The sequence below is a fragment of the Streptomyces sp. NPDC006430 genome, assembly GCF_040612395.1.
GTDB lineage: Bacteria > Actinomycetota > Actinomycetes > Streptomycetales > Streptomycetaceae > Streptomyces.
The window spans coordinates 104202-130918 of sequence record NZ_JBEXQA010000006.1 but is presented as its reverse complement, the minus strand read 5'-3'; the positions used below and the strand labels follow the sequence as shown (position 1 = coordinate 130918).

Genomic DNA, 26717 nt, shown 5'->3' with positions numbered 1-26717 from the left:
GCCGGCCGCCCCGGCCGGGGCCCCGGCCGACCTCTCCCCGCCGGTCCCGACCTCACCCGGGACCGGTGACCATCCGACGATTCGCTCGTTCTGCTGAACGTGACTGCGCCGGACACCGCCACCCGCCCCCCGTCTCCCGTGACGCCCGACGTCGAGCTGGCCGAGGCCGCCATCGTCGAGCACTACCCACGGCTGGTGCGGCTCGCCTATCTGGTGCTGCCGCCCGCCCTCGGCCGCCACCGGCGCGTGCTCACCGCCCATTCGCTCACCCAGCGGGCGCTGCCGCGCGGGCGGCGCGGCACCGACACCGCCGCCGGGACCGCGGTGCAGGGCGGGGTACCGGGCCAGCGCGGGACCCCGGGCGCCGAGTCCGGGTACGCGTACGTCCGGCTGCGGGTGCTGCGCGCCGCTCTGGAGGCCGGGATCCCGCTGACCTTCCGGGCGCTGCCCCGGCGGGCCCAGTTTCCTCCGCTGCTCCCCCAGGTGTGGGGGCTGCGGTTGTTCCCGCGCTCCGGCGGGGCCGAGGAACTGGCCCTGGACCAGTGGCTGGCCACCCTCGACGGGCCCGGCCGGGCGGCCTGCGTACTGCGCGCCCTGGAGCGCCTGCCGGAGCCGGAGGTGCTCCGGGTGCTCACGGAGGCCGGGGTCGCGAACCCGGCCGTCGCGGTCGCGGAATCGGGTGATCCGGCCAACGACGCCCTGTTCGCCTCGCCCGAGTTCGATCCGTGCGTGCTCCAGGCACGGCCCACCGACCTGCTGCGCCGACGCCGTTCCATGCGGGTCGCGCTGGCCGCCGCTGCCGCCCTCGCCGTGTGCGGGGTGCTGCTCGCGCTGCCCGGCGGTGGCTGGGGCGCGGACGGGGCCGCCGCTCCGCTGTACGCGCGCAACGCGGCGGCGGAGCAGGCGTTGGACCCCGGGAAGCTGATCCGGGTCGCGCCCACGGTCTGGCGCACGTCCTCCCGTACGGACTTCTCCACGTGGCCCGCCCGCGGCGACCGCGCCGACGACACCGAGCTGCTGCGCCGGGCGCTGGCCGTGTGGGCTCGGCCCGGCTCGTCCGTGGTCGCCTCTGCCACCCCCGGTACTCCCCCCGGACCGCCGATGGGCCCGCCGCAGCTGCTGTTCGCGGGCACCGTCGACCAGGCGGTCGTGGTCCTGCTGTACGACGGCCTGCGCGTGGTCCGGTACGCCGAACCGCGCACCGGGACCTCGGTCGCCGCCCTCGACTTCGCCCGCACCGACGGGGCCTCGGCGCAGACCGCGACCGCCCTGGTGCTGAGCCGGGTCGACGGCAACGTCCGCTACCTCACCGCGCCGTGGGTCACCGGTGCGGGCCTGCGGGACCTGCTGAAGCCCGGGGACGACACCACCGCACTGAAACTGGGCCCGCACGGGGTCACTCCGCCGGTGGCGAGCCCCGCCCCGAAGGGCAACTGCACCAGCTGGAACGCCCTGGCCCTGACCGGCGACGGCGCCACCCGGCTGGTCACCGACCTCGGCGAACTGACGCCGGCCCGACTGACGTCTGGTGCGCCGGGCGCGGAGCGCGACGTGACGGAGGGCGCGGAGCTCGCCGAGTGGTCGCGGATCACGTGCCTGCTGCCGTCGGTCCGCTCGCACGGCGTCCGCAGCGTCAACGCCTGGACGTACGCGAAGCAGCCGCTGCCGGAGGGGGACGGTACGGCGACCTGGCTGTGCACCCGGGCGGAGACCTGGTCGGGTACGGAGGACCGGGTGCAGGCGCAGTTCCTGACGCCGGGCGCTCCGCTGGCGGCGCAGGCGGCGAAGGCGGAGGGCTCGCCGGCCTGCGGGCCGCGGGAGCCGCGGGTGCTGGCGGGCGTGCTGTGGAAGTCGAAGGCGGGCCAGTGGTACGTGCTGGCGGCCGGCAGTGCGCAGTTCGCTTCGCTGTCGGCGTCGGGCGGCGGGGTGAGCGGGGCGGCGACGGGCAACCGGCTTGCGGTGAGGGCGCCGGCGGGTGCCCAGGTGGAGCTGGCGGGCAAGCTCACGGACGGTACGAAGGCGGGGGTACTGCGGTAGGGCCGGCGGGAGGGCCCCGGAAGGCCGAGGCACCAGGTGGGTGAAGCTTCAACCGTCAGAAACAGTAGGGTAGTTGGCGAGATCCGGACATGACTGCCGGAGTGCGCACATGGCATGATCGGGTTCTGGCTACCACTCGGTAACCCCCCACACCCCTCACGTTTCGAAGGTCGTTCATTGCGCACGCTCGCCCGACGCCTCCTGATTCCCGGCGTCACCACCCTGGCGCTCGCCGCCACCGGTTGCTCCTCCACCCCCCACACCAGCGCCGCCGAGCCGGCCACCCCCGCCACCCTCGCCCCTGCGGCCGACGGCACCTCGCAGCAGCTCGAGGTGGCCGCGGCGCCGCAGGGAACGCCCACACCGGCGGCCGTGGCGCGCGCCGACGGTAAGGGCAAGACCGAGCAGTCCTCGCTGAAGGTCGCTTCCTACGACCAGGCGAGCGGACGGGCGGTCATATCCAAGGCCCCGAAGGGGCCCACCCGTTCGCCTTCCCCGAGCCGGTCCCCCGAGGCCGACAAGCCGGTCGCGGTGGGCGACGTCATCGCCAGCGCGCCGGCCCCCGGCGCGCCCAACGGCCTGCTCGCCAAGGTCACCGAGGTCGTCGGGAAGACCGACCGCGGCACCGAGGTCAAGACCGCCTCCACGACGCTCGCCTCCGTCCTCAACGACGACAAGGCCGACGGCAAGGTCCCCGTCGACCCGTCGTCGGTCACCGTCGAACCCCTGATGAAGGGCGTCACGTTCTCCTGGGCCAAGAGCCAGGGCGTGAAGTTCGGCCCCCAGAGCGCCAAGCTGCCGCTCGGCAACCTGCGCCTCGACGTCAATGCCGCCGTCGACACCGCTCCGGACGCTCCCGTCTCGGCGGGCGCCTCCGTCTCCGGCTTCGTCCAGCTCGCCCCCGAGGTGGAGTTCTCCTACGACGGCACGCCGAGCATCGGTTCCGGCCCGCGCGGCGCCTTCCTCGGCATGAGCGGCGACTGGTCCTCGCAGTGGAAGCTCCAGGGCCGGGCCGCCGCGAGCACCGGCGCGCCCAAGCGCATCCCGTTCGCCAAGCTGCACACCGCCCCGGTCATCCAGGTCGGCCCGGTGCCCGTCGTCGTGAACCTCGACCTGACCTGCTACGTCCAGGTGGAGGCCGACGGCCGCGTCACCCTGGACGTCCAGCAGGACGTCAAGGGCGACTTCCGGGTCGGCGGCAGCTACGCACTGGGCAAGGGCTGGACCCCGGTCAGCACGTCCAACGTCCAGAGCACCCCGGTCAAGGCGAGCGTCACCGCGGCCGGGAAGGTCAAGGGCGCGATCGGCGCCGAGGCCTCCGTCGGCCTGTACGGAGCGGTCGGCGTCAGCGCGGACTTCGCCCCGTACCTGCGCGGCGAGGCCGACGTCAAGGCGAGCGCCTCCAGCGACGGCAAGACCTCCGTCAGCGGCGCCTGGGCGGTGTACGGCGGCTTCGACCTGAGCGGCAACCTCCACCTGCAGCTGTCCCTGTTCGGCACTCCCGTCTTCGAGCGCCGCATCCCGCTGGGCACCCTCAACCGCGAGTGGGCGCTCGCCAGCGGACACGCCGGGCGGTAGTCGGGCGGTAGTCGGGCGGTAGTCGGACACGACGAGCGGGTGAGAGCCGGGCCACAGCCGGGTGTGACACCCGCCCGCCACCTCCCCCGGGCGCGGGCGCCCGGGGGAGGCAACAGGAAGTGGGCGCAGAGGGGTTCTCCTCTCCCCTACCCCTCAGTACATTGACGTCATGTCTAATACGCCGCTCGCGCCCGCCCCCGTGGCGTCGGAACACACGGACCTTAAGGCGCGGAACGTGTCCTTCGACTGGGAGGACACCCCGCTCCACTGGCTCCCGGGCGACCCGTTCGCCACGCACACCATCAACGTGCTGCACCTCCTGCTCCCCGCGGGCGAGCGCTGGTTCGTGCACGTCTACAAGCAGGTGCTCCCGTACATCGAGGACGAGCAACTGCGTGCGGCGGTCGTCGGCTTCATCGGCCAGGAGGCCATGCACGCCGCCGCGCACGACGACGTGCTCCCCCACCTGAAGCGGCTGGGCCTGGACCCGACCCCTTACACGGCGCAGGTGGACTGGCTCTTCGAGAAGCTGCTGGGCGACCGGACGCTTCCCCCCGGCAAGGCCCGGCACTGGTGGCTCATGGAGCGGGTCGCGATGATCGCCGCGATCGAGCACTACACGGCGTTCCTCGGCAACTGGGTCCTGAACGCACGGGAGTTGGACCGGCGGGGCGCCGATCCGATGATGCTGGACCTGCTGCGCTGGCACGGCGCGGAGGAGGTGGAGCACCGCTCGGTGGCCTTCGACCTCTTCATGCACGTGGACGGCGGCTACCGTCGCCGGGCCCGGACCTGGGCCACCGCCTTCACGGCGCTGGTCTTCCTGTGGCAGCGGGGCACCCGCTTCTTCATGGAGAACGACCCGGAGCTGGTCGGTGCCAAGGCCTCGCTGGGCCAGTTCTTCCGCGCCGGCCGACAGGGCACCCTCCCCTCGGCGGGCGCCATGCTCAAGTCGATCCCGACGTACCTCTCCCGCACCTACCACCCCTCCCAGGAGGGCTCGACCGCCCAGGCCGTGGCCTACCTGGCCTCCTCCCCCGGCGCGAACGGCGGTGCCACGGCATGACCCGCGCCCTGAAGGTGGCGGCGCTGGCCGGCGCGGCCCTGCTGACCCGCCGCGCCCTCCGCAAGCGCATCGCCCGCTCCCCCCTCTGGCCCCTGCCCGCCCTGGAGACCCCGATCTCGGGCCACTCACCGCGCCGGTGGCTCCGCACGCCGATCGTCTCCCGCACGCAGCCGGCGGACGGCGTCCTGCAACTGGTCCTCGAATCCCCGGAGCTCCCGCCCTGGACCCCGGGCGCGCACGTGGACGTCCGGCTCCCCTCGGGCCTGGTCCGCCAGTACAGCCTCTGCGGCGATCCGGCCGATGCGGGCCGGTACACGGTCGCGATCCGTCTGGTCGAAGACGGCCGCGGCGGCTCCCGCGAGGCGCACGCCCAGCTGGTGGAGGGCGCCGAACTCGAACTCCGCCCGCCGCGCAACCGCTTCGAGCTGGTCCCGTCCGCGTCGTACGCCTTCGTCGCGGGCGGCATCGGCATCACCCCGATCCTCCCGATGCTCCGGGCGGCCACGGCAGCGGGCGCGCACTGGACCCTGGTCTACGGCGGTCGCAGCCGCGCCTCGATGCCCTTCCTCGCGGAGCTGGCGGCGTACGGCTCACGGGTCACGATCGTCGCGGAGGACGAGGCGGGCCTCCCCGACCTGACCACGCTCTCGGAAACCGGCCCCGACACCCCGGTCTACTGCTGCGGCCCGGAGCCCCTGATGGCGGCGGTCCGGTCAGCGGTCCCGCCGGGCACGCCGGTCCACCTGGAACGCTTCACCCCGACGTCCGCGGCGACCGGGGGGTCGCGCCCCTTCACCGTGGAACTCCACCGCTCGGGCCGCACGATCGAGGTCGCCGCGGACGAATCCGCCCTGACCGCGGTCCGCCGGGAGCTCCCCGACACCCCGTACTCCTGCGAACAGGGCTTCTGCGGCACCTGCCAACACCGCGTCCTCGCGGGCGAGGTCGACCACCGCGACGAGCTCCTCACGGACCAGGAGCACGAGGACTCGATGCTCCTGTGCGTCTCCCGTGCCCGGGACAACCACCTGGTCCTCGACCTCTGAGCCCTGCCGCGGGCCCAGTAGGGTGTTCGCATGACAACCGGGGTGCGACGCAGGATGGGTGTCGAGGAGCGGCGGCAGCAGCTGATCGGGGTGGCCCTGGAGCTGTTCAGCCACAGGTCGCCCGACGATGTGTCCATAGACGAGATCGCGGCGGCAGCAGGGATATCGCGGCCGCTCGTCTACCACTACTTTCCGGGCAAGTTGAGCCTGTACGAGGCCGCGCTGCGGCGGGCCGCCGATGAGCTCGCGCAGCGGTTCGTGGAGCCGCAGGAGGGGCCGCTCGGATCGCGGCTGCTGCGGGTGATGGGCCGGTTCTTCGCGTTCGTCGACGAGCACGGGCCCGGGTTCTCGGCGCTGATGCGCGGCGGGCCGGCGGTCGGGAGCAACCGGACCAACCAGATGATCGACGAGGTCCGACAGGCCGCGTACGAGCAGATCCTCACGCACATCGGGATCGAGAAGCCGCCCGCGCGGCTGGAGCTCGTGGTGCGGTCATGGGTGTCGCTGGCGGAGTCCACCGCGCTGATCTGGCTGGACGGGCGCCGGATCCCGCGGGCCGAGCTGGAGCTGCAGCTCGTGCACGACTTCGCCGCGCTGGCCGCCGTGAGCGCCGCGTACGACGGGGAGATGGCCCAGATCCTGGTGCGGATCCTGGCCGACGAACCGGCCGACGGGCCCTTCGGCGAGCTGGTGGGGCGGCTCGGGGCGCTCGTGCCCGGTGCCGCGGAGCCCGAGGTTTCCGGGGTGCCCGGTCCTCGGTGATCATCCGCGTGATAATACGCGCGTGATCATTGATGACGGGATCTTGTTCCGGCGGGCCGTGGCGAAGGACGCCGGCACACTGGTGGCCCTGCACGATCAGGCTGCCCGGTGGATGCAGAAGCACGGGATCGACCAGTGGAAGCCCGGGGACAAGGACGCCGCGCACTTCCTGGCGAAGATGCGCGAGGGCGAGGTGTGGCTCGCGGGGGACTGTGACGGCCGGATCATCGGGGCGTACGAGCTGTGGTTCTCCGACGAGGAGGCCTGGGGCGTGCAACCGCCGGTCGCCGGCTACGTGCACCGGCTGATGGTGGAACGCGAAACCGCGCCCGCGGGCGCCGGGCGCCGGATGCTCGAACATGCCGAGCGCCGGATCGCCGGCTCGGGTTTGCCGCGGGCGCGGCTGGATTGCGTCTCCACCAACCCCCGGCTGCTCGCGTACTACCGGGGTGCGGGCTACCGGGTGGTCGGGGAGTTCCCCCACAAGGAGGGCAAGGACGGCCGGGTGTACGGCGTGATCCTTTTGGAGAAGCGGCTCGATCAACTCACCGTCGTGTGAGGTTCCGGGTGAAGACGGCGACGGTGCGGGCCGGGGTGGTGAACTCTCCTGTCCGTGCGTCGTACGTCGCCTGCTTGACCACGGGGTCGGAGCCGGCCGACTGGACCGGGTGCAGGGCGTAGGCGGTGCCCGCGAGGGCCGGGATGCGCTGGGGCTGGGCGGTAGGCGTGGCGTTGAAGACCACCACCAGGTCGCCGAGGGCCATGGTGATCACCCCCGGGGTCTCGTCCTTGCCGGAGAGCGGGAAGGCCAGCGCGGCCTGGACCGCTTCCGGTGTGGTGAGCCCGAACGACGGTTCCGTCGTACGGATCTTGAGCAGGTCGCGGTAGCCCGCAGAGGCCCCCGCGATGTCGGCGCAGGCGGGGATCGGTCCGGTCAACAGGGGCTTCGCGTATAGCCACTTGGACCCGTTGTCGGCTGCCGGCGGCAGACCCCGGCCGAAGCCGTTGCCGTCGCGGCAGTCCCAGTGGACGGCGTTGAACCAGTCGCCGCTGTCGTACGAGTTGCGGTCCAGGGACTTCGAGCGGAGCAGGTCCGTGCCCGCCTGGGAGAGCGCCGGGCCCTGGGAGAGGGTGGCGGTCGCCATCGCGAGGACCTGCATGCGGGCCTGGTCGGCGGTGGAGGTGCCCTGCGGGAGCTTGTACCTCAGGGCGTCGGCCAGGGTTTCGTTGTCGTGGGCGTCCACGTAGGCGAGGGCGTCGCCGGGGGCTGCCGCGTATCCGGCGGGGGCGCCGTTGTAGTCCACCTCGGAGCCCTTGGTGCGCCGGCCCGTGGTGTCGGTGAAGGCGTAGGAGGCGAGGTTGCCGGACAGTCCGACCTTGATGAGGTCCTGGGCGTGCAGGAGACGGGCCCGCTGCTGCTCCGCGGTGCCGTTCGCGGGCGAGGCGTTGGGGGCCGTGAACAGGCCCGAGGCGAAGCCCTGGACACGCGGGTCCTCGTCGAAGGGGCCGCCGCCGCGGACGGCGTCGCGCGAGCGGTCCGAGAAGGTGGCGATGCCGGTGCCGGCCATGTTCTTCTGCGTGGCCTGGACGAAGCGGGCGTCGTCCGCGACCTCGCCGAAGTTCCAGCCCTCCCCGTAGAGGATGATCTTCTTGCCGTCGACGCCGTCCTTCGCGACGGTCAGGGCGTCGAGGGCCTTGCGTACGGCCAGGATGTTCGCCTTTGGGTGGTGGCCCATGAGGTCGAAGCGGAAGCCGTCGACCTTGTACTCCTTGGCCCAGGTGACGATCGAGTCCACGACGAGCCGGCCCATCATGGCGTTCTCGGGAGCCGTGTTGGCGCAGCAGGTGGAGTTGGCGACCGAGCCGTCCGCCATCAGCCGCTGGTAGTAGCCCGGCACGATCCGGTCCAGGACCGACTTGTCCGACTGGCCGGACGCCACGGTGTGGTTGTAGACCACGTCCATCACGGTGCGCAGGCCGGCCCCGTTCAGCGACTGGACCATCTTGCGGAACTCGACCGTGCGGGCCGTCCCGTTGGGGTCGCTCGCGTAGGAGCCCTCCGGAACGGTGTAGTGCAGCGGGTCGTAGCCCCAGTTGTACGCGTCCTTCGCGGCTGCGGCGGCCACGCAGGCCTGCTGCTGCTCGGAGTCCGGCGCGTACACCTTCAGGTCACAGGCGGGTTCGGTGCGGTCGGCGGCCTTCTCGGGAATGGTGCCGATGTCGAAGGCGGGCAGGAGGTGGACGTAGGAGGTGCCGGACGCGGCCAGTGCGCGCAGGTGCTGCATGCCCGCCGAGCCGGTGTCGGTGAACGCCAGGTACTGCCCGGGGTGGGTGCTCGTACGGTCCGCGACCGAGAAGTCGCGGATGTGGAGCTCCTGGATCTGCGCGGAGGTGAAGGGGACGGACGCGGGCTTGCGCAGTGCGCGCCAGCCGGGCGGGGCCAGCTTCGGGTCGGCCAGGTCGACGACCAGGCTGTACGTGGAATCCGCGGTCAGGGCGGTGGAGTACGGGTCGGTGACCAGGTTGCGGACCACCTGGCGGGTGCTCGGGGCCCACACGGTGACGGCGTAGCGGTACGGCTTGCCGGTCCAGTTGCGCTCGCCGCGCACCGACCAGACGCCGGTGGCGTCGTCACGGCGCATGGCGACGGTGCGGCCGTCGAGTTCGAGGGCGACCTGCTGGGCGGTGGGGGCCCAGACGGAGAGGGTGGGGCGGCCGTCCTTGAAGGTCGGGCCGAGGGCCGAGGTGGTCGCGTACAGGTCGTCGAGTACGCCGGCGAGTTGGACGCCGGTGGCGGCCAGGACGGCCCCGTTCGTGGCGCGGGCGCTCGCGACGAGCTGCCCGCGCAGGGCTCCCCGGACGCGGTCGCGGTCGCGCGGGTCGACGGTGAACGCGGTGGAGGCGGCCAGGTGCGGGAACTTCTGCTTCTGGGCGTCGGTCAGCTGCGCCGCGGACAGCCGCAGCCACTGTGCCCCGCCCGCGCCGGTCAGTGCGCCCTTCTCGGCCGCGATCGTGCCCTCGTGGGAGGCGAGGAGCTGTACGGAGGCGGCGCCCGCGGGGGCGTTCCAGACGAGGGTGTCGCGGTCGATCCAGACGGCCTGGGCCTTGGTGAGGTCCAGGGCTGCGGAGGAGCCGGCGGGCTGGGGCAGGAGGTACGGGGCCCGGCCGCCCAGCATCCAGACCTCGTGGCCGAGGGCCTTCAGGTCCAGGGACTGGTCGGAGGGGAGGTCCTTCTCGTCGCCCTTGTGGAGGATGTAGCTGAGGCTGGTCGCGCCGGCCGCGAGCGGCACCTCGTACACCGCGCCGTAGGAGTCGGTGCGGGCGGGCATCAGCGGCTTGGACCAGTCGGTCGGGGTCGCGGCGCCGGTCCAGAGGTGCAGGCCCCAGCCGTCGTAGGCGCCGTCGGCGCGCTGGTAGTGGAGGACGGCCTTGGTCTGGTCCTGCGGCGGGTACGCGGGGCGGTCGGTGCGGGCCGCGTCCTGGCCCTGCTCCAACCAGACCTCGCCGCTCTTGGTCACGTCCAGGGTGCGGTCGGCGGAAACGTCCTTGTTTCCGTCCTTGTCGATGACGAGGTAGCCGATCGAGGAGGCGCCGGGCTTCAGCTTGACGTGGGCGAAGGCGCCGTACGCGTCACGGCCGGTGAAGTCGTGCCCGGCCGGCCACGGGGTGGCTTCGCCGTCGGCGAGGTCGCCCCAGGCGTAGAGGCGCCAGTTCGTGTAGTCGCCGTCGGGGCGGTGGTAGTGGACCACCGCGTAGTCGCGCTGGGTGGCGGTGGGGGTGTCCACGGGCGGGACCTGGCCGGAAACGGACGCGGCGAGGGCGCTCGCGGTGTGGCCGGCGGCGTCGACGGCGACGGCCTTGTACCGCAGCGCGGTGCCCGCGGGGGCGGTGACGTGCTGCGTGACCTTGTACGGGGCGTGGTCGGCGGAGCCGAGGACCTGCCACGCACCGGTGCCGGCCTGGGCGGCGAAGACGACCCGGTTCAGGCCGCCACCGGTGACCTCGGCGGAAAGCTCGACGGTGCCGGTGGCGCCGGGGGCGGGAGCCTTCAGGGTCAGGGCGGGCTTGCCGACGGGGGCGGCGAGCGGGGCGGTGGCCTGGAGGACCACCGAGCCGAGGGCGGGGACGGTGACGGTGAGCTTCCCGGCCGCCGAGGACCGGATCAGCGCGGTGCCGCCGTACAGGGTGCGGTACTGGGTTCCGGCGGGGGCGTCGAGCTGCACGGTCTTGGCCTCGGCGCCGTTGTTCGTGGCGACCAGGTACTCGGTGCGCGTCCGGGTGTCGGTACGGGCAAAGGCGTAGACGGAGCCCTCGGCGAGGCGCTCGCTCTGGACGCCGTCGCGCAGGGCCGGGTGGGCCTTGGTCAGCTTCGAGAGGGCACTGATCTGCTGGTAGAGCGGGTGTCCCGGATCGTAGGCGTCGCTCGCGTGCGTGCGCGCCGTACCGAGCTGGTCGTCGTCCAGGTAGTCCGCGACGCGGGAGGCGAAGAGCGGCTGGCGGGCGTCCTTGTCGCCCCCCGCACCGGTGAAGCCCTGCTCGTCACCGGAGTAGATCACCGGATTGCCCCGGGAGAAGAACATCAGCTCGTTGGCGAGCCGGTAGCGGTCCAGCAGCTCCTGCTCCCCCGCTCCCGGCCGGTCCTGCTTCAGGAAGGTCCCGAAGCGGCCCATGTCGTGGTTGCCGAGGAAGGTGACCTGCTCGTACGCGTTCGCCTTGTCGGTGGTGTACCGGTAGTCGTCGGCCAGCACCGAGCCCAGCCGCGGGGCCGCCGCGCCCTGGGAGGCGTATGCGCGGATCGCGTCCTGGAGCGGGAAGTCGAGGGTGGCGTCGAGGCGCCCGCGCGTCACGTACGGGGAGGTGACGGCGGTGTCGGCGGAGTAGACCTCGCCGAACATGAAGAAGTTCTTGCGGCCGTGCCGGGCGGCGTACTGGTCGAGGGCGGTGGCCCACTGGGTCCAGAACTCGGTGTTGACGTGCTTGACCGTGTCGATGCGGAAGCCGTCGATGGCGAAGTCACGGACCCACTTCTCGTAGATCTTCTCCATCCCCTGGACGACCTCGGGGCGCTCGGTCCACAGGTCGTCGAGCCCGAAGAAGTCGCCCTGGTCGGAGGATTCCCCGGCGAAGGTGGAGTCGCCCCGGTTGTGGTACATCGTCGGGTCGTTGAGCCAGGCGGGGGCCTTGAGGTTCTTCTTCGCGTCGGGGACGAAGGGGGTGCGGGGGAAGGACCCGGGCCCGGTCTTGGGGAACCTCTTCTTCCCGTCGGCGTAGTCCTTGTCGTCGAATGCGACCCCGTCCTTGGTCAGATAGGGGAAGGCCCCCTTCGACAGGTAGGAGTACGACTGCTCGCGGTAGTCGACGACGTCGGCGGTGTGGTTGGTGATGACGTCGAAGAAGACCTTCATCCCCTTCGCGTGCGCCTTGTCGATCAGCCGCTCCAGGTCCGCGTTGGTGCCGAAGTGCGGGTCGACCTGGGTGAAGTCGGTGATCCAGTAACCGTGGTAGCCGGCCGAGACGTCGTTGCCCTTGCCCTGCACGGGCTGGTTCTTGAAGATCGGCGCCATCCAGATGGCCGTGGTGCCGAGCCCCTTGATGTAGTCGAGCCGGTCGGTCAGGCCCTTGAGGTCACCGCCCTGGTAGAAGCCCTTGTCCGTCGGGTCCAGTCCGGTGTCGAGCCGGGTACCGGTCAGGCCTCCGGTGTCGTTGCGCGGGTCGCCGTTCGCGAACCGGTCCGGGAGGACGAAGTAGAACTGCTCCCGGGTCAGGTCGTGCCGGGCTGGCTCGGCGGCCAGTTTCGCGTCCGAGGGCGGGGCCGGCGCTTTGGCGGCGTCGGCCGCGGCGGGGAGGGCGGGCAGGAGCGTCACGGCCAGGGCGGCGGCGAGGACTCCTGCGGCGGGGCGTATCAAGGTGGGTCTCCTTGGTTACGTGGCACGGAATGAGGGCCGCCCGGTGTTGGCTGGAGCACCTCCCGGCAAGTAGCTGGGGGAGGACGCGGATACCGGGCGGCCCTGGTCGGTGGGCGCTCAGTTGCGCCAGGTGTCGTTCAGCACGACCTTGCCGCTCGCCGGGACGGTGGCGGTGCGGTTGGCGCCGCTCTCCCACGTGACGTTCCCGGCGGCGTCCTTGCGGAGGTACTTGTACGCGAAGACCGTGCCGGCCGGGAGCGTCACGTCGAGCTTCCAGACGGGGTAGGCCGCCGGGTCGAGCTTGAGGGCGCTGGCGGTGTTCCAGCTGCCGAGTTCGGCGCGGTCACCGGTGACGTAGATGTTCTCGCCGAGGACGGTGGTGGCGTTGACGGCGAAGGAGGCACCGGCGGTGGCCGGAGTGCTGCTCCCGGTGCAGGTACGGGCGTCCACGTGGAGGGCGAGGGCGGTGCCGGCCGCGACAGTGGCGGTGAACTCGCCGGAGGATCCGACGGTGACCGTACGGCCGCTCTGCACGTCGCAGTAGTCCCCGGCCGGCAGGGAGGTCTGGAAGGTCCTGGTCAGGGCGGAACCCTCGTAGTTGATGGCCACGTACGCCTTGGTGCCGCGTCCGAAGGCGATCTGGTCGCCGCCGTTGTCCCACCAGTTGGCGACGGCCTGACCGCGGGCCGCGTTGCGGAAGCCGACCATGGAGGAGATCTCCCGCCAGGCGTGCTGGCACTTCCAGCCGTCGCTGTAACAGGCGTTGACCGAGCCGCCGTTCGGCGGGCCGGCGTCCTTGTCGGTCCACTCGTAGCCGGAGTGCACGTCCGGGGAGCCGTAGGGCCAGGCCAGCATGAAGACGCTGGCGAGCGTGTAGGCCGAGCCGTCCTTGTAGTTGAGCGTGTCACCGACCCGCTCGGTGTCGTGGTTGTCGACGAAGACGGCGGACTGGGAGCCGTTCATGTAGCCCCAGGCCTCGCCGAAGTTCTTCAGGTAGGCGAGGTTCTCGTTCTGGAAGACGCGCTTGAGGTCGCGGGCGTAACGGAACTCCTGTACGTCGCCGTTGCCGAGGTACTCGGAGGGCGAGACAGCCTCGCCCGCGCCGAATATCGCCTCCTGCTTCCAGTAGGCGCCCGGGTTGGTCAGCCGCGACTTGATGTTGGCGAGGTCGGCGGCCGGCATGTGCTTGGCGGCGTCGATCCGGAATCCGTCCACGCCGAGGGAGAGCAGGTCGTTCAGGTATCCCGCGATGCGACCGCGTACGTAGTCCTCGCCGGTGTCGAGGTCGGCGAGCTGGACGAGCTCGCAGTTCTGGACGTTGGCCCGGTCCTGGTAGTTGGAGATCGTGGCGCGGCAGTCGTCCATATCGGAACCGGAGTAGACGCCCGGATAGTTGTACTTCGTGTACGAAGACCCGCCGGTGCCGGTGCCGTCGCCGGCCGCCATGTGGTTGATGACGGAGTCCGCGACGACCTTCACGCCGGCGGCGTGGCAGGTGTCGACCATGGCCTTGAAGGCGGCCCGGTCACCGAGGCGCCCGGCGATCCGGTAGCTGACGGGCTGGTACGAGGTCCACCACTGGGGACCCTGGATGTGCTCCTGGGGCGGCGAGACCTGGACGTAGCCGTACCCGGCGGGCCCGAGGGAATCGGTGCAGGCCTTGGCGACGGAGTCGAAGCGCCATTCGAACAGGACGGCGGTGACGTCCTTGTCGCCGGGGGGTGCGGCGACGGCCTGCGGCATCCCGGCGGTGAGGGTGGCGGCTGCAAGTGCGGTGACGGCGAAGAGGGTTGCAGCTCTGGTGGTTCTTGCAGCTCTGGCAGCATTGACAGGCATGCGGGGGGCCTCCTGGCGGAAGAGGTGGGGATTGCAGCGACCGTAGGGGCCAGGTAGGAGGCCTGCAAGAGTTTGCGCAAGAGATTGCAGAATTGTTTCCGGGGCGTGTCCCGGTCCGGGACGAGGACGCAGGGCTCGACCGCTTCGCGGCCCGCGTCGAGGAGGGGGCCGTGCACGCCCCGCCGACCCGGGGCGGACGGCCGGGCGCCGGGCGCACCGTCGGCGCGCACACCGGCCTCGGCCGCGTCTTCGCCGACGGCGCGAGGCCGGCAGGAGAGCTGGGCGGGGGTTACCGCCGCCGCAGATGCGGCGGTCCCGGCCCGTCGCACGACCCGGGACGAGGCGGCGCTGTCACACCGGGCGCGCTCGACCGCCGGAGGGCATCACCTGCGGCCTCCGGGCCTGCTCCGGTGCGCGGTCGAGCCCCGGACACCCGGACCCGGGAACGCGGCAGGTTCGCCCGCGGGCCGGGGACGGGAACGCGGCAGGTTCACTGACGGGCCGACCGGGTACGGGAGCGCGGCACATACGCCGGACCCCTGACCGCCGGACACCCGGACCCCCGACCCCCGACCCCGGGGCGGCGTCAGGTTCGCCCGCGGGCCGGGGACCGGAGTGCAGTGGGGGCGTGGTGTTTTCCCGCGCCCGTCGGCTCCGTCCGGTCGCCGGGCGCCGCCCCGTGCCGGTTCGGGGTGCGGGGTTCGGGGACCGGGACCGCCCGGGTCCCGGTCCCCGACTGCGGCCGTCCTACGCCGCAGGCCCCTGCGCGGTCGAGCCCCGGACCACCAGTTCCGGCTGGAACACGTACTCCGTCCGCTGGACGGGGGTGCCGCCCACCGCCTCCAGGAGGGCGCCGACCGCAGCCGTCGCCATCGCGCGGACCGGCTGGCGGATCGTCGTCAGCGGCGGGTCGGTGAACGCGATCAGCGGCGAGTCGTCGAAGCCGACCACCGAGACGTCCTCCGGTACTCGCAGCCCGCGCTCGCGGACCGCGCGGATCACGCCCAGCGCCATCGGGTCGCTGCCGCACACGATGCCGGTGCAGCCGCGGTCCAACAGGGCGCCGGCCGCCGCGTGGCCGCCCTCCACCGTGAACAGCGTGCGCTGGATCAGGCCCTCTTCCTCCGCCGAGGGAACGGCGGCGACGAAGCCCTGCTCCTTGCGGGCCGACGGCACGTACCGCGTCGGGCCGATGGCCAGACCGATCCGCCGGTGCCCCAGGTCGGCCAGGTGGCGGACGGCCATGTCCGCTGCCGCCCGGTCGTCCGGGGAGATGAACGGCGCGTTCACGTGCTCGTTGAAGCCGTTGATCAGGACGAACGGCACGCCCCGCGAGGCGAGCCGTTGGTAGCGGGACGGATCGGTGGACGAGTCCGCGTGCAGCCCGGACAGGAAGACGATCCCGGTGACCCCCCGCTCCTCCAGCTGCTCCACCAGTTCGTCCTCGGTGGCCCCGCCCGGGGTCTGCGTGCACAGCACCGGCGTGTACCCGTGGCCCGCCAACGCCTGCTCTATGACCTGCGCGAACGCCGGGAAGATGGGGTTGGTCAGCTCCGGGATGAGCAGGCCCACCAGGCCGTTGCTGCGGCGGCGCAGCCGTACGGGCCGCTCGTAGCCGAGCAGGTCCATGGCGGCCAGCACCTTGTGCCGGGTGCCGGCCGCCACGCCCGCCTTGCCGTTGAGCACACGGCTGACGGTCGCCTCGCTGACCTTGGCCTGCGCGGCGATGTCCGTCAGCCGGAGCGGGGAGGTCACCCCTGCCACCACACCGCCGTGTCGGCGGGCAGCGTGCCCGGGTCCGCGAGCTCCGCGCTGGCGAGCAGCACCGTGCCCGGCGCGGGCAGCCGCACCGGCTGCCCGGTGGTGTTGACCGTGCAGACGAAGTCCCCGCGGCGGAACGCCAGGACGCCTTCCGGCGCCTCCAGCCACTCCACCGCGTCGCCCGCGCCCAGGTCGTCCCGCTCGCGGCGGATCCGCAGCGCCGCCCGGTACAGCTCCAGCGTCGAGGCCGGGTCACCGGTCTGCGCCTCGACGCTCAGGCCCGCCCACTCGGCCGGCTGCGGCAGCCAGCTGCCGCCGGACCCGAAGCCGTACGGCGCCTGGTCGCCGGACCACGGGATCGGCACGCGGCAGCCGTCGCGCAGCCCGTCCTGGCCGTTCTCCTTGAAGAAGGACGGGTCCTGGCGCACCTCGTCGGGCAGGTCCACGACCTCCGGCAGGCCGAGCTCCTCGCCCTGGTAGACGTACGCCGAACCGGGCAGGGCGAGCATCAGCAGGGCTGCCGCCCGCGCTCGGGCCAGGCCCTGCGCGCCGCCGCCGTAGCGGGTGACGTGCCGTACGACGTCGTGGTTGGACAGCACCCAGGTGGTCGGGGCGCCGACCGGCCGCATCGCGTCGAGCGAGTCGTCGATGGCGGAGCGCAGCGCTGCCGCGTCCCAGCCGGTGTTCAGGTAGTGGAAGTTGAAGGCCTGGTGCAGTTCGTCGGGGCGCAGGTAGAGCGCGGTGCGGTCGGCGCTGGGCGTCCACGCCTCGGCGACCCCGATGCGGTCGCCGGCGTACTCGTCCAGCACGGTCCGCCAGGAGCGGTAGATCTCGTGGACCCCGTCCTGGTCGAAGAAGGGCAGCACCTGGTTGCCGAGCAGCTTGAGCTGCTCGTCGCGGCCGAGGTCGGGCAGGCCGGGGGCCTTGACCAGGCCGTGCGCGACGTCGATGCGGAAGCCGTCGGCGCCGAGGTCGAGCCAGAAGCGCAGGATGGAGCGGAACTCGTCCTGGACGGCCGGGTGTTCCCAGTTGAAGTCGGGCTGCTCGGGGGCGAAGAGGTGCAGGTACCACTCGCCGTCCTCGACGCGGGTCCAGGCGGGGCCGCCGAAGATGGACTCCCAGTCGTTCGGGGGCTCGGAGCCGTCAGCGCCCTGCCCCGGGCGGAAGTGGAAGCGCTCGCGCAGCGGGGTGCCGGGGCCCTCGCGCAGTGCCTGCTTGAACCATTCGTGCTGATCGGAGCAGTGGTTGGGGACCAGGTCCACGATGATGCGCAGGCCCAGTGCGTGGGCTTCGCGGATCACTGCGTCGGCGTCGTGCAGGGTGCCGAACATGGGGTCGATGGCCCGGTAGTCGGCGACGTCGTAGCCGGCGTCGGCCTGCGGGGAGGCGTAGAAGGGGCTCAGCCATACGGCGTCGACCCCCAGTTCCTTGAGGTAGGGCAGTCGGCTGCGGATGCCTTCGAGGTCCCCCATGCCGTCTCCGTTGGAGTCGGCGAAGCTGCGCGGATAGACCTGGTAGATCACCGCTTCTCTCCACCAACCGGGCCGGGTGCCGGTCGGAGCAGGGAGTGCGTCGGCGAGGTGCTGGGTCATGTCGTCCTTGAAGAGATCGGGCCGGGGGTGTGTGGGGGCAGGCAACGGGTGGTCAGCCCTTTGGTCGCGAGGGGGTCAGCCCTTGGTCGCGCCTGCCGTCATCCCGGCGACGAGGTGACGCTGGGCGAAGACGAAGAAGAGGGCCGCCGGGATGGCGATGAGGACCGAGGCGGCCGTCATCGGACCCCAGTTGGCGGTGTACTGGGTGACGAATGTCTGGAGGCCGCCGGCGAGGGTGAGGTTCTCGTCGCCGACCATGAAGGCGGAGGAGTACGCGACCTCGCCCCAGGCGGTGATGAAGGAGTAGAAGCCGGTGACGGCGAGGCCGGGCTTGGCCAGCGGCAGGATGAGGCGCCAGAAGGTGCCGAAGGGGTTGAGCCCGTCGACGCGGCCGGATTCGTCGATCTCGATCGGGATCGTGTCGAAGAAGCCCTTCATCATCCAGGCGCAGAACGGCACGGCGATGGTGAGGTACGTGATGATCAGGCCGAGCGGCTGGTTGAGCAGCCCGAGCTGTCCCATCAGGTTGTAGAGCGGGACGATCAGGATGGCCATCGGGAACATCTGCGTGACGAGCAGGGTCCACATCAGCGGCTTCATGCCGGGGAACTTGAACCGGCTGACGGCGTACCCGGTGGTGGCGGCGATGAACACACCGAGGACGGTGGTGACGCCGGCGACCAGGACGGAGTTGCCGAACCAGGTGAAGAAGGAGGTGTTCTCCACCAGGAAGCGGTAGTTGTCGAGGGTCGGTTCCTTCACGAAGTCCGTGGTGATCGCGTGCTGCGCGGGCTTGAGCGAGGTCAGCAGGACCCACAGCACCGGGAAGACGGCGATCACGGACGCGACGACGAGCGTGGCGTGCAGGCCGACGGAGGCGAGCGGTGAACGCTGGCCCCGCTTGCGTACGGAGACGTCGGTTGTCACGGTCACCACACCTCTCCCTGCTTGCGCAGCGAGCGCCGGTAGACCAGCGCGAACATCATGAGCAGGGCGAGGATGAGCACGCCCCAGGTGGCCGAGCCGGCGAAGTCGCGCGGGCTCGTCACGAAGGCCTCGCGGAACGCCTGGGTCACCAGGATCTCGGTGGAGTCGCCCGGTCCGCCCCGCGTCAGCAGGAAGATCACCGGGAACATGTTGAAGGTCCAGATGGTGGAGAGCAGGATCACCGTCATGCTCACCGAGCGCAGCCCGGGCAGCGTGATGTGCCGGAAGCGCTGCCAGGAGGTGGCCCCGTCCATCTCGGCGGCTTCGTAGAGCTCGCCGGGGATCGACTGGAGTCCGCCGAGCAGGGCGACCATCATGAAGGGGACGCCGAGCCAGACGTTGACGGCGATGACCGAGAACTTGGCCCAGGTCGGGTCGTCGAGCCACGGGATCGCGGCGATGCCGCCGCCGTCGAGGAGCTTGTTGAGGATGCCGTTGTCGCGGTTGAAGAGGAACCGCCACGCGAACACGGAGACGAAGCCGGGGACGGCCCAGGGCAGGATGAGCGCCATCCGGTAGAAGGCGCGGCCACGGAACTGCCGGTTGAGCATGTTGGCCAGGACCAGGCCGAGCCCGAAGGTGATGGACACGCACGCGACGGTCCAGATCACGGTCCACACCAGCCGCTGTAGGAACACCGGGTCGCTGAGTACGGCCGTGTAGTTGTCGAGCCCGACGAACTCGTACGTCGCGTCGATGTGGCGGGCGCCGATGGTACGGGCGACGTTGCGCTCGTTGGCGTCGGTCAACGACAGGTAGATGCCGCGGAAGAGCGGCCAGCCGATGATCACGCCGAGGACGATCACGACCGGGGCGATCATCGTCCAGGCGTACCAGTGGGTGGCGAGGGCGCGCCTCAGTCCACCGCTGTTCCCGTTGTCAGTCGCGCGGCTCCGGCCGCGGGCGGCGAGGGCTTCTGCGCCCTCGCTGCCCGCGGCCTTCGCCACAGACTGGCTGGTGTGAGCAGCCATGGTCTCGTTACTTCCAGCCCTTGAGGATCTTGCGGAACTCGGCGCCGGCAGCCTTGGCCGCGTCCTCCGGGGTCGAGGTCCCGGTGATGGCCTTGGTGTATTCGACCTTCAGCGGCTCGAAGAGGGAACCGTTCTCCGGGATCCAGGCCCGCTCGACGGCCTTGTCCACGGCCGGCTTGAAGAACTGGACCATCTCGTTGCCCTTGACGTCCGGCTGCTCGTAGGCGGCGGTCCGGGTCGGGAGCAGGCTGAGGTCCTTGGTGGACTGCACCTGCACGTCCTGCGAGGTCATGTACTCGACGAAGGCGTGCGCGGCGGCGCGGTTCTTGGAACCGGCGTAGACGGCGAGGTCGTGGCCGCCCTGCGGGGCGCCGGCCTTGACGGAGCCGGCCGGTACGGCGGCGATGCCGAGGTTGGCCTTGTCCTTGAACTGGTCGCCGGCGTAGCTGTCGGCGACGGCCCACGGGCCGTTGATCATCATGGCGGCCTCGCCGGACTTGAAGGCCGTCTGCATGTTGTTCCAGCCGTCGGTGGCGTTGGTGACCGCCGCGCCGGAGGTGACCAGGTCGCGGGCGGTCTTGAACGCCTTGACGCCGGCCGCGTTGTCGACGGTGACCGTCTTGGTCTTCGCGTCGACCAGGTCGCCGCCCTCGCCGTAGATCAGCGGCAGGAACCAGTAGGAGTCGTCGCCGCGCAGGTAGAGGCCGGCCTTGCCGGTCTTCGCCTTGATCGCGGCGGAGGCGGCCTTCAGCTCCTCCAGGGTCTTGGGGGGCTGGACGCCGGCGTCCGCGAGCATCTTCTTGTTGTAGAAGAGGCCCAGGCTGTCGATGACCTGCGGGACGGCGTAGGTCTTGCCCTCGTACTTGCCGCTGGCCGCGGCCTGCGGCAGGAACTCGGCGTCCACCTTCTTGGCCGTCTCGGCCGGGACCTCGTCGAGGTAGCCGAGCGAAGCGAAGTCCGCGACCCAGCCGACGTCGGCGCGGATCACGTCAGGGGCTTCGGAACCGCTGCTGAACGCGTTCTTGACCTTGTTCTGCGCGTCACCGTACGGGACGTTGACGTACTTGACGGTGACCTTCGGGTGCTTCGCGGTGAACGCCTCGGCGATCTTCTGGAAGCTGGCCTTCTCGGTGTCGTTCGAGGTGTCCCACCACGTGACCGTGCCGGAGAGCTCCCCGCCGGCCTTGGTGTCGCCACCGCTGTCCTTGGTGTCACCGCCGCAAGCCGTCGCCGCGAGCGCCAGGGTCGCGACCAGCGCGGTGGCCGCTATGCCACGCCGCATATGAACTCCTTCGATGATCCCGGCCGCTCCCTCGCGGTCCCGAGTTGCAGGGAACGTAACAAGCCTGAAAGCTGACCGAAAGAGCTTGCGGCAATTTTCTGCAAGACGGGCCGATCGTTACATCCGTGTGTCCGGACGGTTGCCGCAGCTTGCTGTTAGTTCGAACGACCTTCGGGTGTCCAGGCCCGCAACCAGGGGGCATGTACGCGCGTTGACCCCGATATGACCCATGAGCTGACCGCACCCCGGGTTGCAAGCGCTTCCAGCAAGAGCACCGCAAGAGATGGCTGGTGGCGCGATGCCGTCATCTACCAGGTGTACGTGAGGTCCTTCGCGGACAGCGACGGCGACGGCGTCGGCGACCTCCGCGGGGTGCGCACGCGCCTGCCGCACCTGGCCCGGCTCGGGGTCGACGCCGTGTGGCTCACCCCCTTCTACGTCTCCCCGCAGGCGGACGGCGGCTACGACGTCGCCGACTACCGCGCCGTCGACCCGCTCTTCGGGGACATCTCCGACGCCGACGAGCTCGTCCGGGCCGCCCACGCGCTGGGCCTGCGGGTCATCGTGGACGTGGTCCCCAACCACACCTCCGACCGGCACGTCTGGTTCCAGCAGGCGCTGGCCGACCCCGCCGCCCGGGCCCGCTACCACTTCCGGCCCGGCCGCGGCCCTCACGGAGAGCATCCGCCCAACGACTGGGAGTCCGTCTTCGGCGGCCCCGCCTGGACCCGGACCCCGGACGGTGCCTGGTACCTGCACCTCTTCGCCCCCGAACAGCCCGACCTGAACTGGGAGCACCCCGAGGTCGCGGAGGAATTCGCCTCCGTCCTGCGCTTCTGGCTCGACCTCGGCGTCGACGGCTTCCGCGTCGACGTCGCCCACGGCATGGTCAAGGCCCCGGGCCTGCCCGACATCGGCCGGGGCGCCCAGGCCACGCTGATCGGCACCGAGCCGCTCCCCTTCTTCGACCAGGACGGGGTCCACGAGATCCACCGCTCCTGGCGCCGGCTGCTCGACTCCTACGAGGGCCTGCGCATCGGCGTCGCCGAGGCCTGGGCGCCGACCTCGGAGCGGCTCGCCCTGTACGTCCGGCCCGACGAACTGCACCAGGCCTTCAACTTCCGCTTCCTGAACTGCCCGTGGGACGCCGCGGCGATGCGCACCGTCATCGACGAGTCACTGGCCGCAACCGCCTCGGTCGGCGCCCCCACCACCTGGGTGCTCTCCAACCACGACGTCGTACGGCACGTCACCCGCTACGGCGGCGGCGCCCAGGGCCTGGCCCGGGCCCGCGCCGCCGCACTGCTGATGCTCGCCCTGCCCGGGTCCGCGTACCTCTACCAGGGCGAGGAGCTCGGCCTGCCCGAGGTCGCGGACCTGCCGGACGAGGTACGCCAGGACCCGGCGTTCCGCCGCGGGCGCCGCGGCGGGGGGACCGGGGTCGGGGCGAGGGCCGTGGCCGAGGGCCTCGTGCGCGCCGGTACCGCGCCGGAAGCCGACGCCGGCGCCGGCACGGACCCGGGCCTCCGCACGGACGCGGGCACGGACCAGGGCGCGTGCACGGCCGCGGACCTCCGCACAGACACGAGCACGAGCACGGATGCGGCGGGGCAGGACGGACTCCGCGACGGTTGCCGGATCCCGCTCCCGTGGTCCGGCGAGGAGCCCCCGTACGGTTTCAGCCCGGCCGGCAGCTGGCTCCCCCAGCCCCGGAACTGGGCCGGTCTGAGCGTCGCCGCCCAGACCGGCGACCCCCACTCCACCCTGGAGCTGTACCGGGCCGCCCTGGAGCTGCGGCGCGCACTGCCCGGCCTCGGCTCCCCGGACGCGGGCCCGCTGACCTGGCTACCCGCCCCCGACGGCGTCCTCCTCTTCACCCGGCCCGGCTTCGCCTGCACCCTCAACAGCCGCTCCGAGCCGGTTGAACTCGCCTCGCCGGGACGTCCCGTACTCTCCAGCGCACCGGTCGAGACGGCCGCCCGCACCGTCCTGCTTCCCCCCGATTCCTGCACCTGGTGGGCTTTGTGACGTGGGAGCCGGTACAGTCCAATCCCGTGACCGCACGGCTAGCCGACATCGCAGCCCAGGCGGGGGTCAGCGAAGCCACAGTCAGCCGCGTGCTCAACGGCAAGCCCGGTGTGGCCGCAGGCACCCGCGAGTCTGTGCTGGCCGCACTCGACGTCCTCGGCTACGAGCGCCCCGTCAAACTGCGCCAACGCAGCGCGGGGCTCGTCGGCCTGATAACCCCGGAGCTGGACAACCCCATCTTTCCGGCGCTCGCCCAGGTCATCGGCCAGGCGCTGACCCGCCAGGGGTACACCCCGGTGCTGGCCACGCAGACGCCCGGCGGGTCCACCGAGGACGAGCTCACCGAGATGCTGGTCGACCGGGGCGTCTCCGGGATCATCTTCGTCTCCGGGCTGCACGCGGACACCACCGCCGACATGGGCCGCTACGACCAACTGCGCGGCCAAGGTGTCCCGTACGTCCTCATCAACGGATTCTCCGACAAGGTGCAGGCCCCCTTCGTCTCCCCCGACGACCGGGCCGCGATGCAGCTCGCGGTGACCCACCTGACCGCACTCGGCCACACCCGGATCGGCCTCGCGGTCGGACCCAAGCGGTTCGTGCCCGTCCTGCGCAAGATCGAGGGCTTCCGGCTCGGGATGAAGCAGCGGCTCGGCCTCGACGAGGCCGAGGTCGAGGAGCTCATCCAGCACTCCCTGTACACACTGGAGGGCGGGCAGGCCGCCGCCACCGCGCTCATCGCGCGCGGCTGCACCGCGATCGTGTGCGCGAGCGACATGATGGCCCTCGGCGCGATCCGGGCAGCCCGGCAGCAGGGGCTGCGCGTACCGCAGGACGTCTCGGTCGTCGGCTTCGACGACTCCCCTCTCATAGCGTTCACCGATCCGCCGTTGACCACCATCCGGCAGCCCGTGCAGGCCATGGGTCAGGCTGCGGTGCGCACGCTCCTGGAGGAGATCGGCGGTACGCCGGCCCCGCACAGCGAGTTCGTTTTCCTGCCCGAGCTGGTGGTCCGCGGATCCACCGCATCCGGTCCGCAGCTGGGGGCACCTTCCGGCCGGAGGCCGGGGGAGCCCGGGGATTAGGGGACCGTCGTCCACAAGGCTGAGGAGCTGCACCGGAGACCCTCCCGAGGGATGATCGAAGGTGAGAACGCATCTGGCAAACTCTCTCCTCATGGGTGAAGCGAGCGTGAAGACACTGGAAACTCCCCCAGCTGCCGCCGGGGGCACCCCCAGGACGGACGTCTCGTCACCCCACGTGACCGAGAGCGAGACGCGCCCGGTGGTGCAGCACACCCTCTTCTCCCGGTTGCGCGCGCCGCGCCGGCCCCGGATCTGGTTCGAGATCCTGCTCATCGGGGTCAGTTACTGGACCTACTCGCTGATCCGCAATGCCGTGCCCGAACAGAAGACGGCCGCCCTCGCGAACGCCGACTGGATCTGGCGCGTCGAGCGCGGGGTCGGCATCGCCGTCGAGCAGAGCGTCAACCACGCCGTCAATTCGGTGACGTGGCTGATCGTGGGCATGAACTACTACTACGCCACGCTGCACTTCGTCGTGACCATCGGCGTCCTGGTGTGGATCTACCGCTTCCATCCGGGGCGGTACGCCGCCACCCGGCTGGTGCTGTTCGCCACCACCGGTGTGGCACTCGTCGGCTACTACCTGTATCCGCTCGCGCCGCCCCGGCTGATGAACGGCGGCCACTTCGTCGACACCGTGCTGGTCCACCACACCTGGGGTTCGATGGCCTCGGGCAACCTCAAGCACATGTCCAACCAGTACGCCGCCATGCCCTCCATGCACATAGGGTGGTCGCTCTGGTGCGGGCTGACGATCTTCGCGGTCGCCTCCGCCCCCTGGGCCAGGATCCTCGGCCTGCTCTACCCGGCGGCGACCCTCGTCGTCATCGTGGCGACCGCCAACCACTTCTGGCTGGACGCGGTGGGCGGCATGCTCTGCCTGGCCTTCGGTTACTCCGTGTCCCGGTCCTGGTTCGGATCGCTCCCCCACCACCTGCCGCGCGAGCCCGAGCACGCGGGCCCGCACCCGGCATCGGCCCTGCTGAACCGGTTCCGCACCGGGGCGTAGGGACGCCCGCCGTCACAGCACGCGGGGCCCGCCGTCCAGGGTCGCCATGTAGACGGCGGTCGTCCCGCCGCCCCGCTCGTCCAGCAACAGCTTGAACTCGGACCCGTACGGGGTACTGAAGCGGTGGAGGGGATAGACCCTTGAGGGGTCCAGATCGAGCTTGACACGCTTCATGGCGGACGGCTGGAAGGGCGGATCGGTCGCCTTGATCACCACTTCGCCCTGGATCGCATCACCACGCTCGGCCACCGGAGCCAAGGCGCCCCCGGATCGGCGCCCCGGGCCCGCAGGTAGTCGTTCATACAGCCGGTCGGCAGAGTGAGGCTGACCTCCACCCAGGCCAGCAGCCACCAGTCCTCTTCGACCGCGAAGCTCCGTATGTCGGGGCCACAGTCGGGCGGCTCCAGGTGCACGGCGTCCAACGCCTCCTGCCGACCGTGCCCGCATCCACCGAGCAGGGGCGCCACGAGAAGCAGGGCCACCACCACCGCCCCCGCATGCCATCGCGTTCGCCGCGTGACCGTTCGGTGCATGCGTCGACGCCCCCTCGGTCATTTCGAGTATGCACACGCCAATGAGGGGCGCCCGTTGTGAACGCGGCCCCGCTACGGCGCCACGGCGTGAGCCACGAAGCCGGCCCAGGCGGCGGGGGCGAGGGCGAGGCGACCGCCGTCGGGGACCTTCGAGTCGCGGACGAGGACCGTACCGGTCAGGTGGGCGACCTCGACGCACTCGTTGCTGCTGCTGACGCTGTAACTGCTCTTGGTCCAAGCGACTTCAACGCACTCATTGCTGTTGCTGGCGCTATAGCTGCTCTTGACCCATGTCAGTGCGAAAAGGCCGCTATCCGAGGGGTTGCTACTCATGTCTCTCCCAGCACTTTCTCGATGAAGGCTCGCGACTCCCGGGGACTGAGAGCCTGGGAACGGATGATCCCATAGCGAAGCTCCAGGACCTGGATCTCCTTGGCGCCAGTGATCAAACGACTTGCCACTTGCGATTCGCAGTAGGCCAGTGCGGATCCATCCTCCAGCTTGACGATCTGAATGTCTCCGCCCATCCCAGCATGGTCCTCACACTTGGTCGGCATCACTTGGATCTCGACGTTCCGGAGTGCACTGACCTCAGCCAAGCGCTCCAACTGCCCACGCAGCACACCCGCCCCTCCGATCGGCCGCTCCAGCGTGACCTGCTCCAAGACGAAGGTGAGCGCGGGCGACGGCTGGCGGTGGAAAATCTCCTGACGGGCCATCCGGGCAGCCACATACCGCTTCACCTGGTCCGGTGAGAAGGCCGGCCGCCGGATCTCGTACAGTGCACGCGCGTACTCCTCCGTCTGGAGAAGTCCGTGCAGGTTGTGGTTCCCGTACGCGCCCAGTTCAACCGATTCGGACTCCAACTTGGCCAGATCCCGAACCTTCTTGGGGTATCGGGCCTTTTCGACGTCCGCCTTCATCGCGGCGATCTTCCCGGCCGCACCGAGAATCTCGTCCGCCTTGTCCAGGAACTCCGGACGCGGAATGCGGGCGCCGCGCTCGATCTTGCAGGTCAGGTCCGACCCATATCCCATCAGTTCGGCGAACGCGGAACGGTCGAATCCGGCCGCTTCCCGCCACATTTTCAACTGGCGTCCCACCACCGCGACGACCGCCCCGGATTCGTCCTCCGGATCAAGTGCCCAGCTCGACTCGTCGGCGCCCTCTGTACTCACTGCCACCTCCGTTGGCCCGCAACGCCCTTCAGGCTACGCACGGACGACCGGGCCGAGTTA

The 26717-nt window shown here is 71.1% G+C and carries 20 protein-coding genes; 9 read left to right on the top strand and 11 right to left on the bottom strand.

The genetic code is table 11. The features are described from left to right. Positions 1 to 138: 138 nt before the first annotated feature. The 6 genes from ABZZ20_RS11915 (at position 139) to ABZZ20_RS11890 (ending at position 7048) form a co-directional block, all read left to right on the top strand. Positions 139 to 2037: a hypothetical protein gene (locus tag ABZZ20_RS11915; RefSeq protein WP_356869263.1), complete on the top strand. Its 1899-nt coding sequence runs from the start codon at positions 139 to 141 to the stop codon at positions 2035 to 2037. A gap of 177 nt (positions 2038 to 2214) precedes the next feature. Continuing rightward, positions 2215 to 3615: a hypothetical protein gene (locus ABZZ20_RS11910; RefSeq protein WP_356869262.1), complete on the top strand. Its 1401-nt coding sequence runs from the start codon at positions 2215 to 2217 to the stop codon at positions 3613 to 3615. 169 nt (positions 3616 to 3784) lie between these two features. Further along, on the top strand, positions 3785 to 4681 hold the full coding sequence (locus ABZZ20_RS11905; protein WP_356869261.1) for a metal-dependent hydrolase: 897 nt from the start codon (positions 3785 to 3787) through the stop codon (positions 4679 to 4681). Next, on the top strand, positions 4678 to 5727 hold the full coding sequence (locus ABZZ20_RS11900) for a PDR/VanB family oxidoreductase (RefSeq protein ID WP_356869260.1): 1050 nt from the start codon (positions 4678 to 4680) through the stop codon (positions 5725 to 5727). The genes ABZZ20_RS11905 and ABZZ20_RS11900 overlap by 4 nt, the downstream gene beginning before the upstream one ends. A 30-nt stretch (positions 5728 to 5757) precedes the next feature. Then, the gene (locus ABZZ20_RS11895; RefSeq protein WP_356869259.1) at positions 5758 to 6489 is read left to right on the top strand and encodes a TetR/AcrR family transcriptional regulator; all 732 of its coding nucleotides are present in this window, start codon (positions 5758 to 5760) and stop codon (positions 6487 to 6489) included. Positions 6490 to 6511: 22 nt separating this feature from the next. Continuing rightward, entirely contained in the window at positions 6512 to 7048 is a 537-nt protein-coding gene (locus tag ABZZ20_RS11890) for a GNAT family N-acetyltransferase (RefSeq protein ID WP_356869258.1), read from the top strand. On the opposite strand, the gene pulA is transcribed toward ABZZ20_RS11890, so the two are convergent. From pulA to ABZZ20_RS11855, 7 genes are all read right to left on the bottom strand, one after another. Next, the gene (gene pulA, locus ABZZ20_RS11885; protein WP_356869257.1) at positions 7035 to 12395 is read right to left on the bottom strand and encodes a pullulanase-type alpha-1,6-glucosidase; all 5361 of its coding nucleotides are present in this window, start codon (positions 12393 to 12395) and stop codon (positions 7035 to 7037) included. The two genes, ABZZ20_RS11890 and pulA, sit on opposite strands and share 14 nt — an antisense overlap. A 117-nt stretch (positions 12396 to 12512) precedes the next feature. Beyond that, positions 12513 to 14138 carry a carbohydrate-binding module family 20 domain-containing protein gene (locus tag ABZZ20_RS11880; protein ID WP_356869435.1) on the bottom strand — a complete coding sequence of 542 codons (1626 nt, stop codon included), beginning with the start codon at positions 14136 to 14138 and terminating at the stop codon, positions 12513 to 12515. An 840-nt stretch (positions 14139 to 14978) separates the two neighbouring features. Then, on the bottom strand, positions 14979 to 15995 hold the full coding sequence (locus ABZZ20_RS11875) for a LacI family DNA-binding transcriptional regulator (protein ID WP_356869256.1): 1017 nt from the start codon (positions 15993 to 15995) through the stop codon (positions 14979 to 14981). After that, a complete protein-coding gene (locus ABZZ20_RS11870) occupies positions 15983 to 17584 on the bottom strand; it encodes a glycoside hydrolase family 13 protein (protein WP_356869255.1) in 1602 nt (533 codons plus the stop codon). Before ABZZ20_RS11870 ends, ABZZ20_RS11875 begins: the two co-directional genes overlap by 13 nt. Positions 17585 to 17659: 75 nt before the next feature. Next, positions 17660 to 18517, bottom strand: coding sequence for a carbohydrate ABC transporter permease (locus tag ABZZ20_RS11865; protein ID WP_356869254.1), 858 nt, complete (start codon positions 18515 to 18517; stop codon positions 17660 to 17662). Further along, positions 18514 to 19542 (bottom strand): sugar ABC transporter permease, encoded by a 1029-nt coding sequence (locus tag ABZZ20_RS11860; RefSeq protein ID WP_356869253.1) that lies wholly within the window; start codon positions 19540 to 19542, stop codon positions 18514 to 18516. Before ABZZ20_RS11860 ends, ABZZ20_RS11865 begins: the two co-directional genes overlap by 4 nt. A gap of 7 nt (positions 19543 to 19549) precedes the next feature. Beyond that, entirely contained in the window at positions 19550 to 20824 is a 1275-nt protein-coding gene (locus tag ABZZ20_RS11855; protein ID WP_356869252.1) for an extracellular solute-binding protein, read from the bottom strand. Positions 20825 to 21046: 222 nt separating this feature from the next. Here ABZZ20_RS11855 and ABZZ20_RS11850 point away from each other — a divergent pair, with 222 nt between their 5' ends. The 3 genes from ABZZ20_RS11850 to ABZZ20_RS11840 all read left to right on the top strand — a co-directional run bounded on the left by ABZZ20_RS11850 (position 21047) and on the right by ABZZ20_RS11840 (position 24946). Further along, positions 21047 to 22852: a glycoside hydrolase family 13 protein gene (locus ABZZ20_RS11850; protein ID WP_356869251.1), complete on the top strand. Its 1806-nt coding sequence runs from the start codon at positions 21047 to 21049 to the stop codon at positions 22850 to 22852. Positions 22853 to 22878: 26 nt separating this feature from the next. Next, the gene (locus ABZZ20_RS11845; protein ID WP_356869250.1) at positions 22879 to 23937 is read left to right on the top strand and encodes a LacI family DNA-binding transcriptional regulator; all 1059 of its coding nucleotides are present in this window, start codon (positions 22879 to 22881) and stop codon (positions 23935 to 23937) included. Between the two features lie 73 nt (positions 23938 to 24010). Beyond that, the gene (locus tag ABZZ20_RS11840; protein WP_356869434.1) at positions 24011 to 24946 is read left to right on the top strand and encodes a phosphatase PAP2 family protein; all 936 of its coding nucleotides are present in this window, start codon (positions 24011 to 24013) and stop codon (positions 24944 to 24946) included. Positions 24947 to 24958: 12 nt separating this feature from the next. Here ABZZ20_RS11840 and ABZZ20_RS11835 read toward each other — a convergent pair whose 3' ends face one another. The 4 genes from ABZZ20_RS11835 to ABZZ20_RS11820 all read right to left on the bottom strand — a co-directional run bounded on the left by ABZZ20_RS11835 (position 24959) and on the right by ABZZ20_RS11820 (position 26657). Beyond that, positions 24959 to 25162, bottom strand: coding sequence for a hypothetical protein (locus ABZZ20_RS11835; RefSeq protein ID WP_356869249.1), 204 nt, complete (start codon positions 25160 to 25162; stop codon positions 24959 to 24961). After that, the gene (locus tag ABZZ20_RS11830; RefSeq protein WP_356869248.1) at positions 25156 to 25428 is read right to left on the bottom strand and encodes a hypothetical protein; all 273 of its coding nucleotides are present in this window, start codon (positions 25426 to 25428) and stop codon (positions 25156 to 25158) included. The genes ABZZ20_RS11835 and ABZZ20_RS11830 overlap by 7 nt, the downstream gene beginning before the upstream one ends. Before the next feature lie 123 nt (positions 25429 to 25551). Then, the gene (locus tag ABZZ20_RS11825; RefSeq protein ID WP_356869247.1) at positions 25552 to 25812 is read right to left on the bottom strand and encodes a DUF397 domain-containing protein; all 261 of its coding nucleotides are present in this window, start codon (positions 25810 to 25812) and stop codon (positions 25552 to 25554) included. Then, positions 25809 to 26657, bottom strand: a complete 849-nt coding sequence (locus ABZZ20_RS11820; protein ID WP_356869246.1) for a helix-turn-helix transcriptional regulator — start codon at positions 26655 to 26657, stop codon at positions 25809 to 25811. The genes ABZZ20_RS11825 and ABZZ20_RS11820 overlap by 4 nt, the downstream gene beginning before the upstream one ends. Positions 26658 to 26717 lie beyond the last annotated feature (60 nt).

Bases quoted from the DNA above. Each gene is read 5' to 3' on its own strand.
- ABZZ20_RS11895 (WP_356869259.1), top strand. From the start codon at position 5,758: ATGACAACCGGGGTGCGACGCAGGATGGGTGTCGAGGAGCGGCGGCAG.
- ABZZ20_RS11855 (WP_356869252.1), bottom strand. From the start codon at position 20,824: ATGCGGCGTGGCATAGCGGCCACCGCGCTGGTCGCGACCCTGGCGCTC.
- ABZZ20_RS11825 (WP_356869247.1), bottom strand. From the start codon at position 25,812: ATGAGTAGCAACCCCTCGGATAGCGGCCTTTTCGCACTGACATGGGTC.
- ABZZ20_RS11860 (WP_356869253.1), bottom strand. From the start codon at position 19,542: ATGGCTGCTCACACCAGCCAGTCTGTGGCGAAGGCCGCGGGCAGCGAG.
- ABZZ20_RS11880 (WP_356869435.1), bottom strand. From the start codon at position 14,138: ATGCCGCAGGCCGTCGCCGCACCCCCCGGCGACAAGGACGTCACCGCC.
- ABZZ20_RS11905 (WP_356869261.1), top strand. From the start codon at position 3,785: ATGTCTAATACGCCGCTCGCGCCCGCCCCCGTGGCGTCGGAACACACG.
- ABZZ20_RS11870 (WP_356869255.1), bottom strand. From the start codon at position 17,584: ATGACCCAGCACCTCGCCGACGCACTCCCTGCTCCGACCGGCACCCGG.
- ABZZ20_RS11900 (WP_356869260.1), top strand. From the start codon at position 4,678: ATGACCCGCGCCCTGAAGGTGGCGGCGCTGGCCGGCGCGGCCCTGCTG.
- ABZZ20_RS11850 (WP_356869251.1), top strand. From the start codon at position 21,047: ATGACCCATGAGCTGACCGCACCCCGGGTTGCAAGCGCTTCCAGCAAG.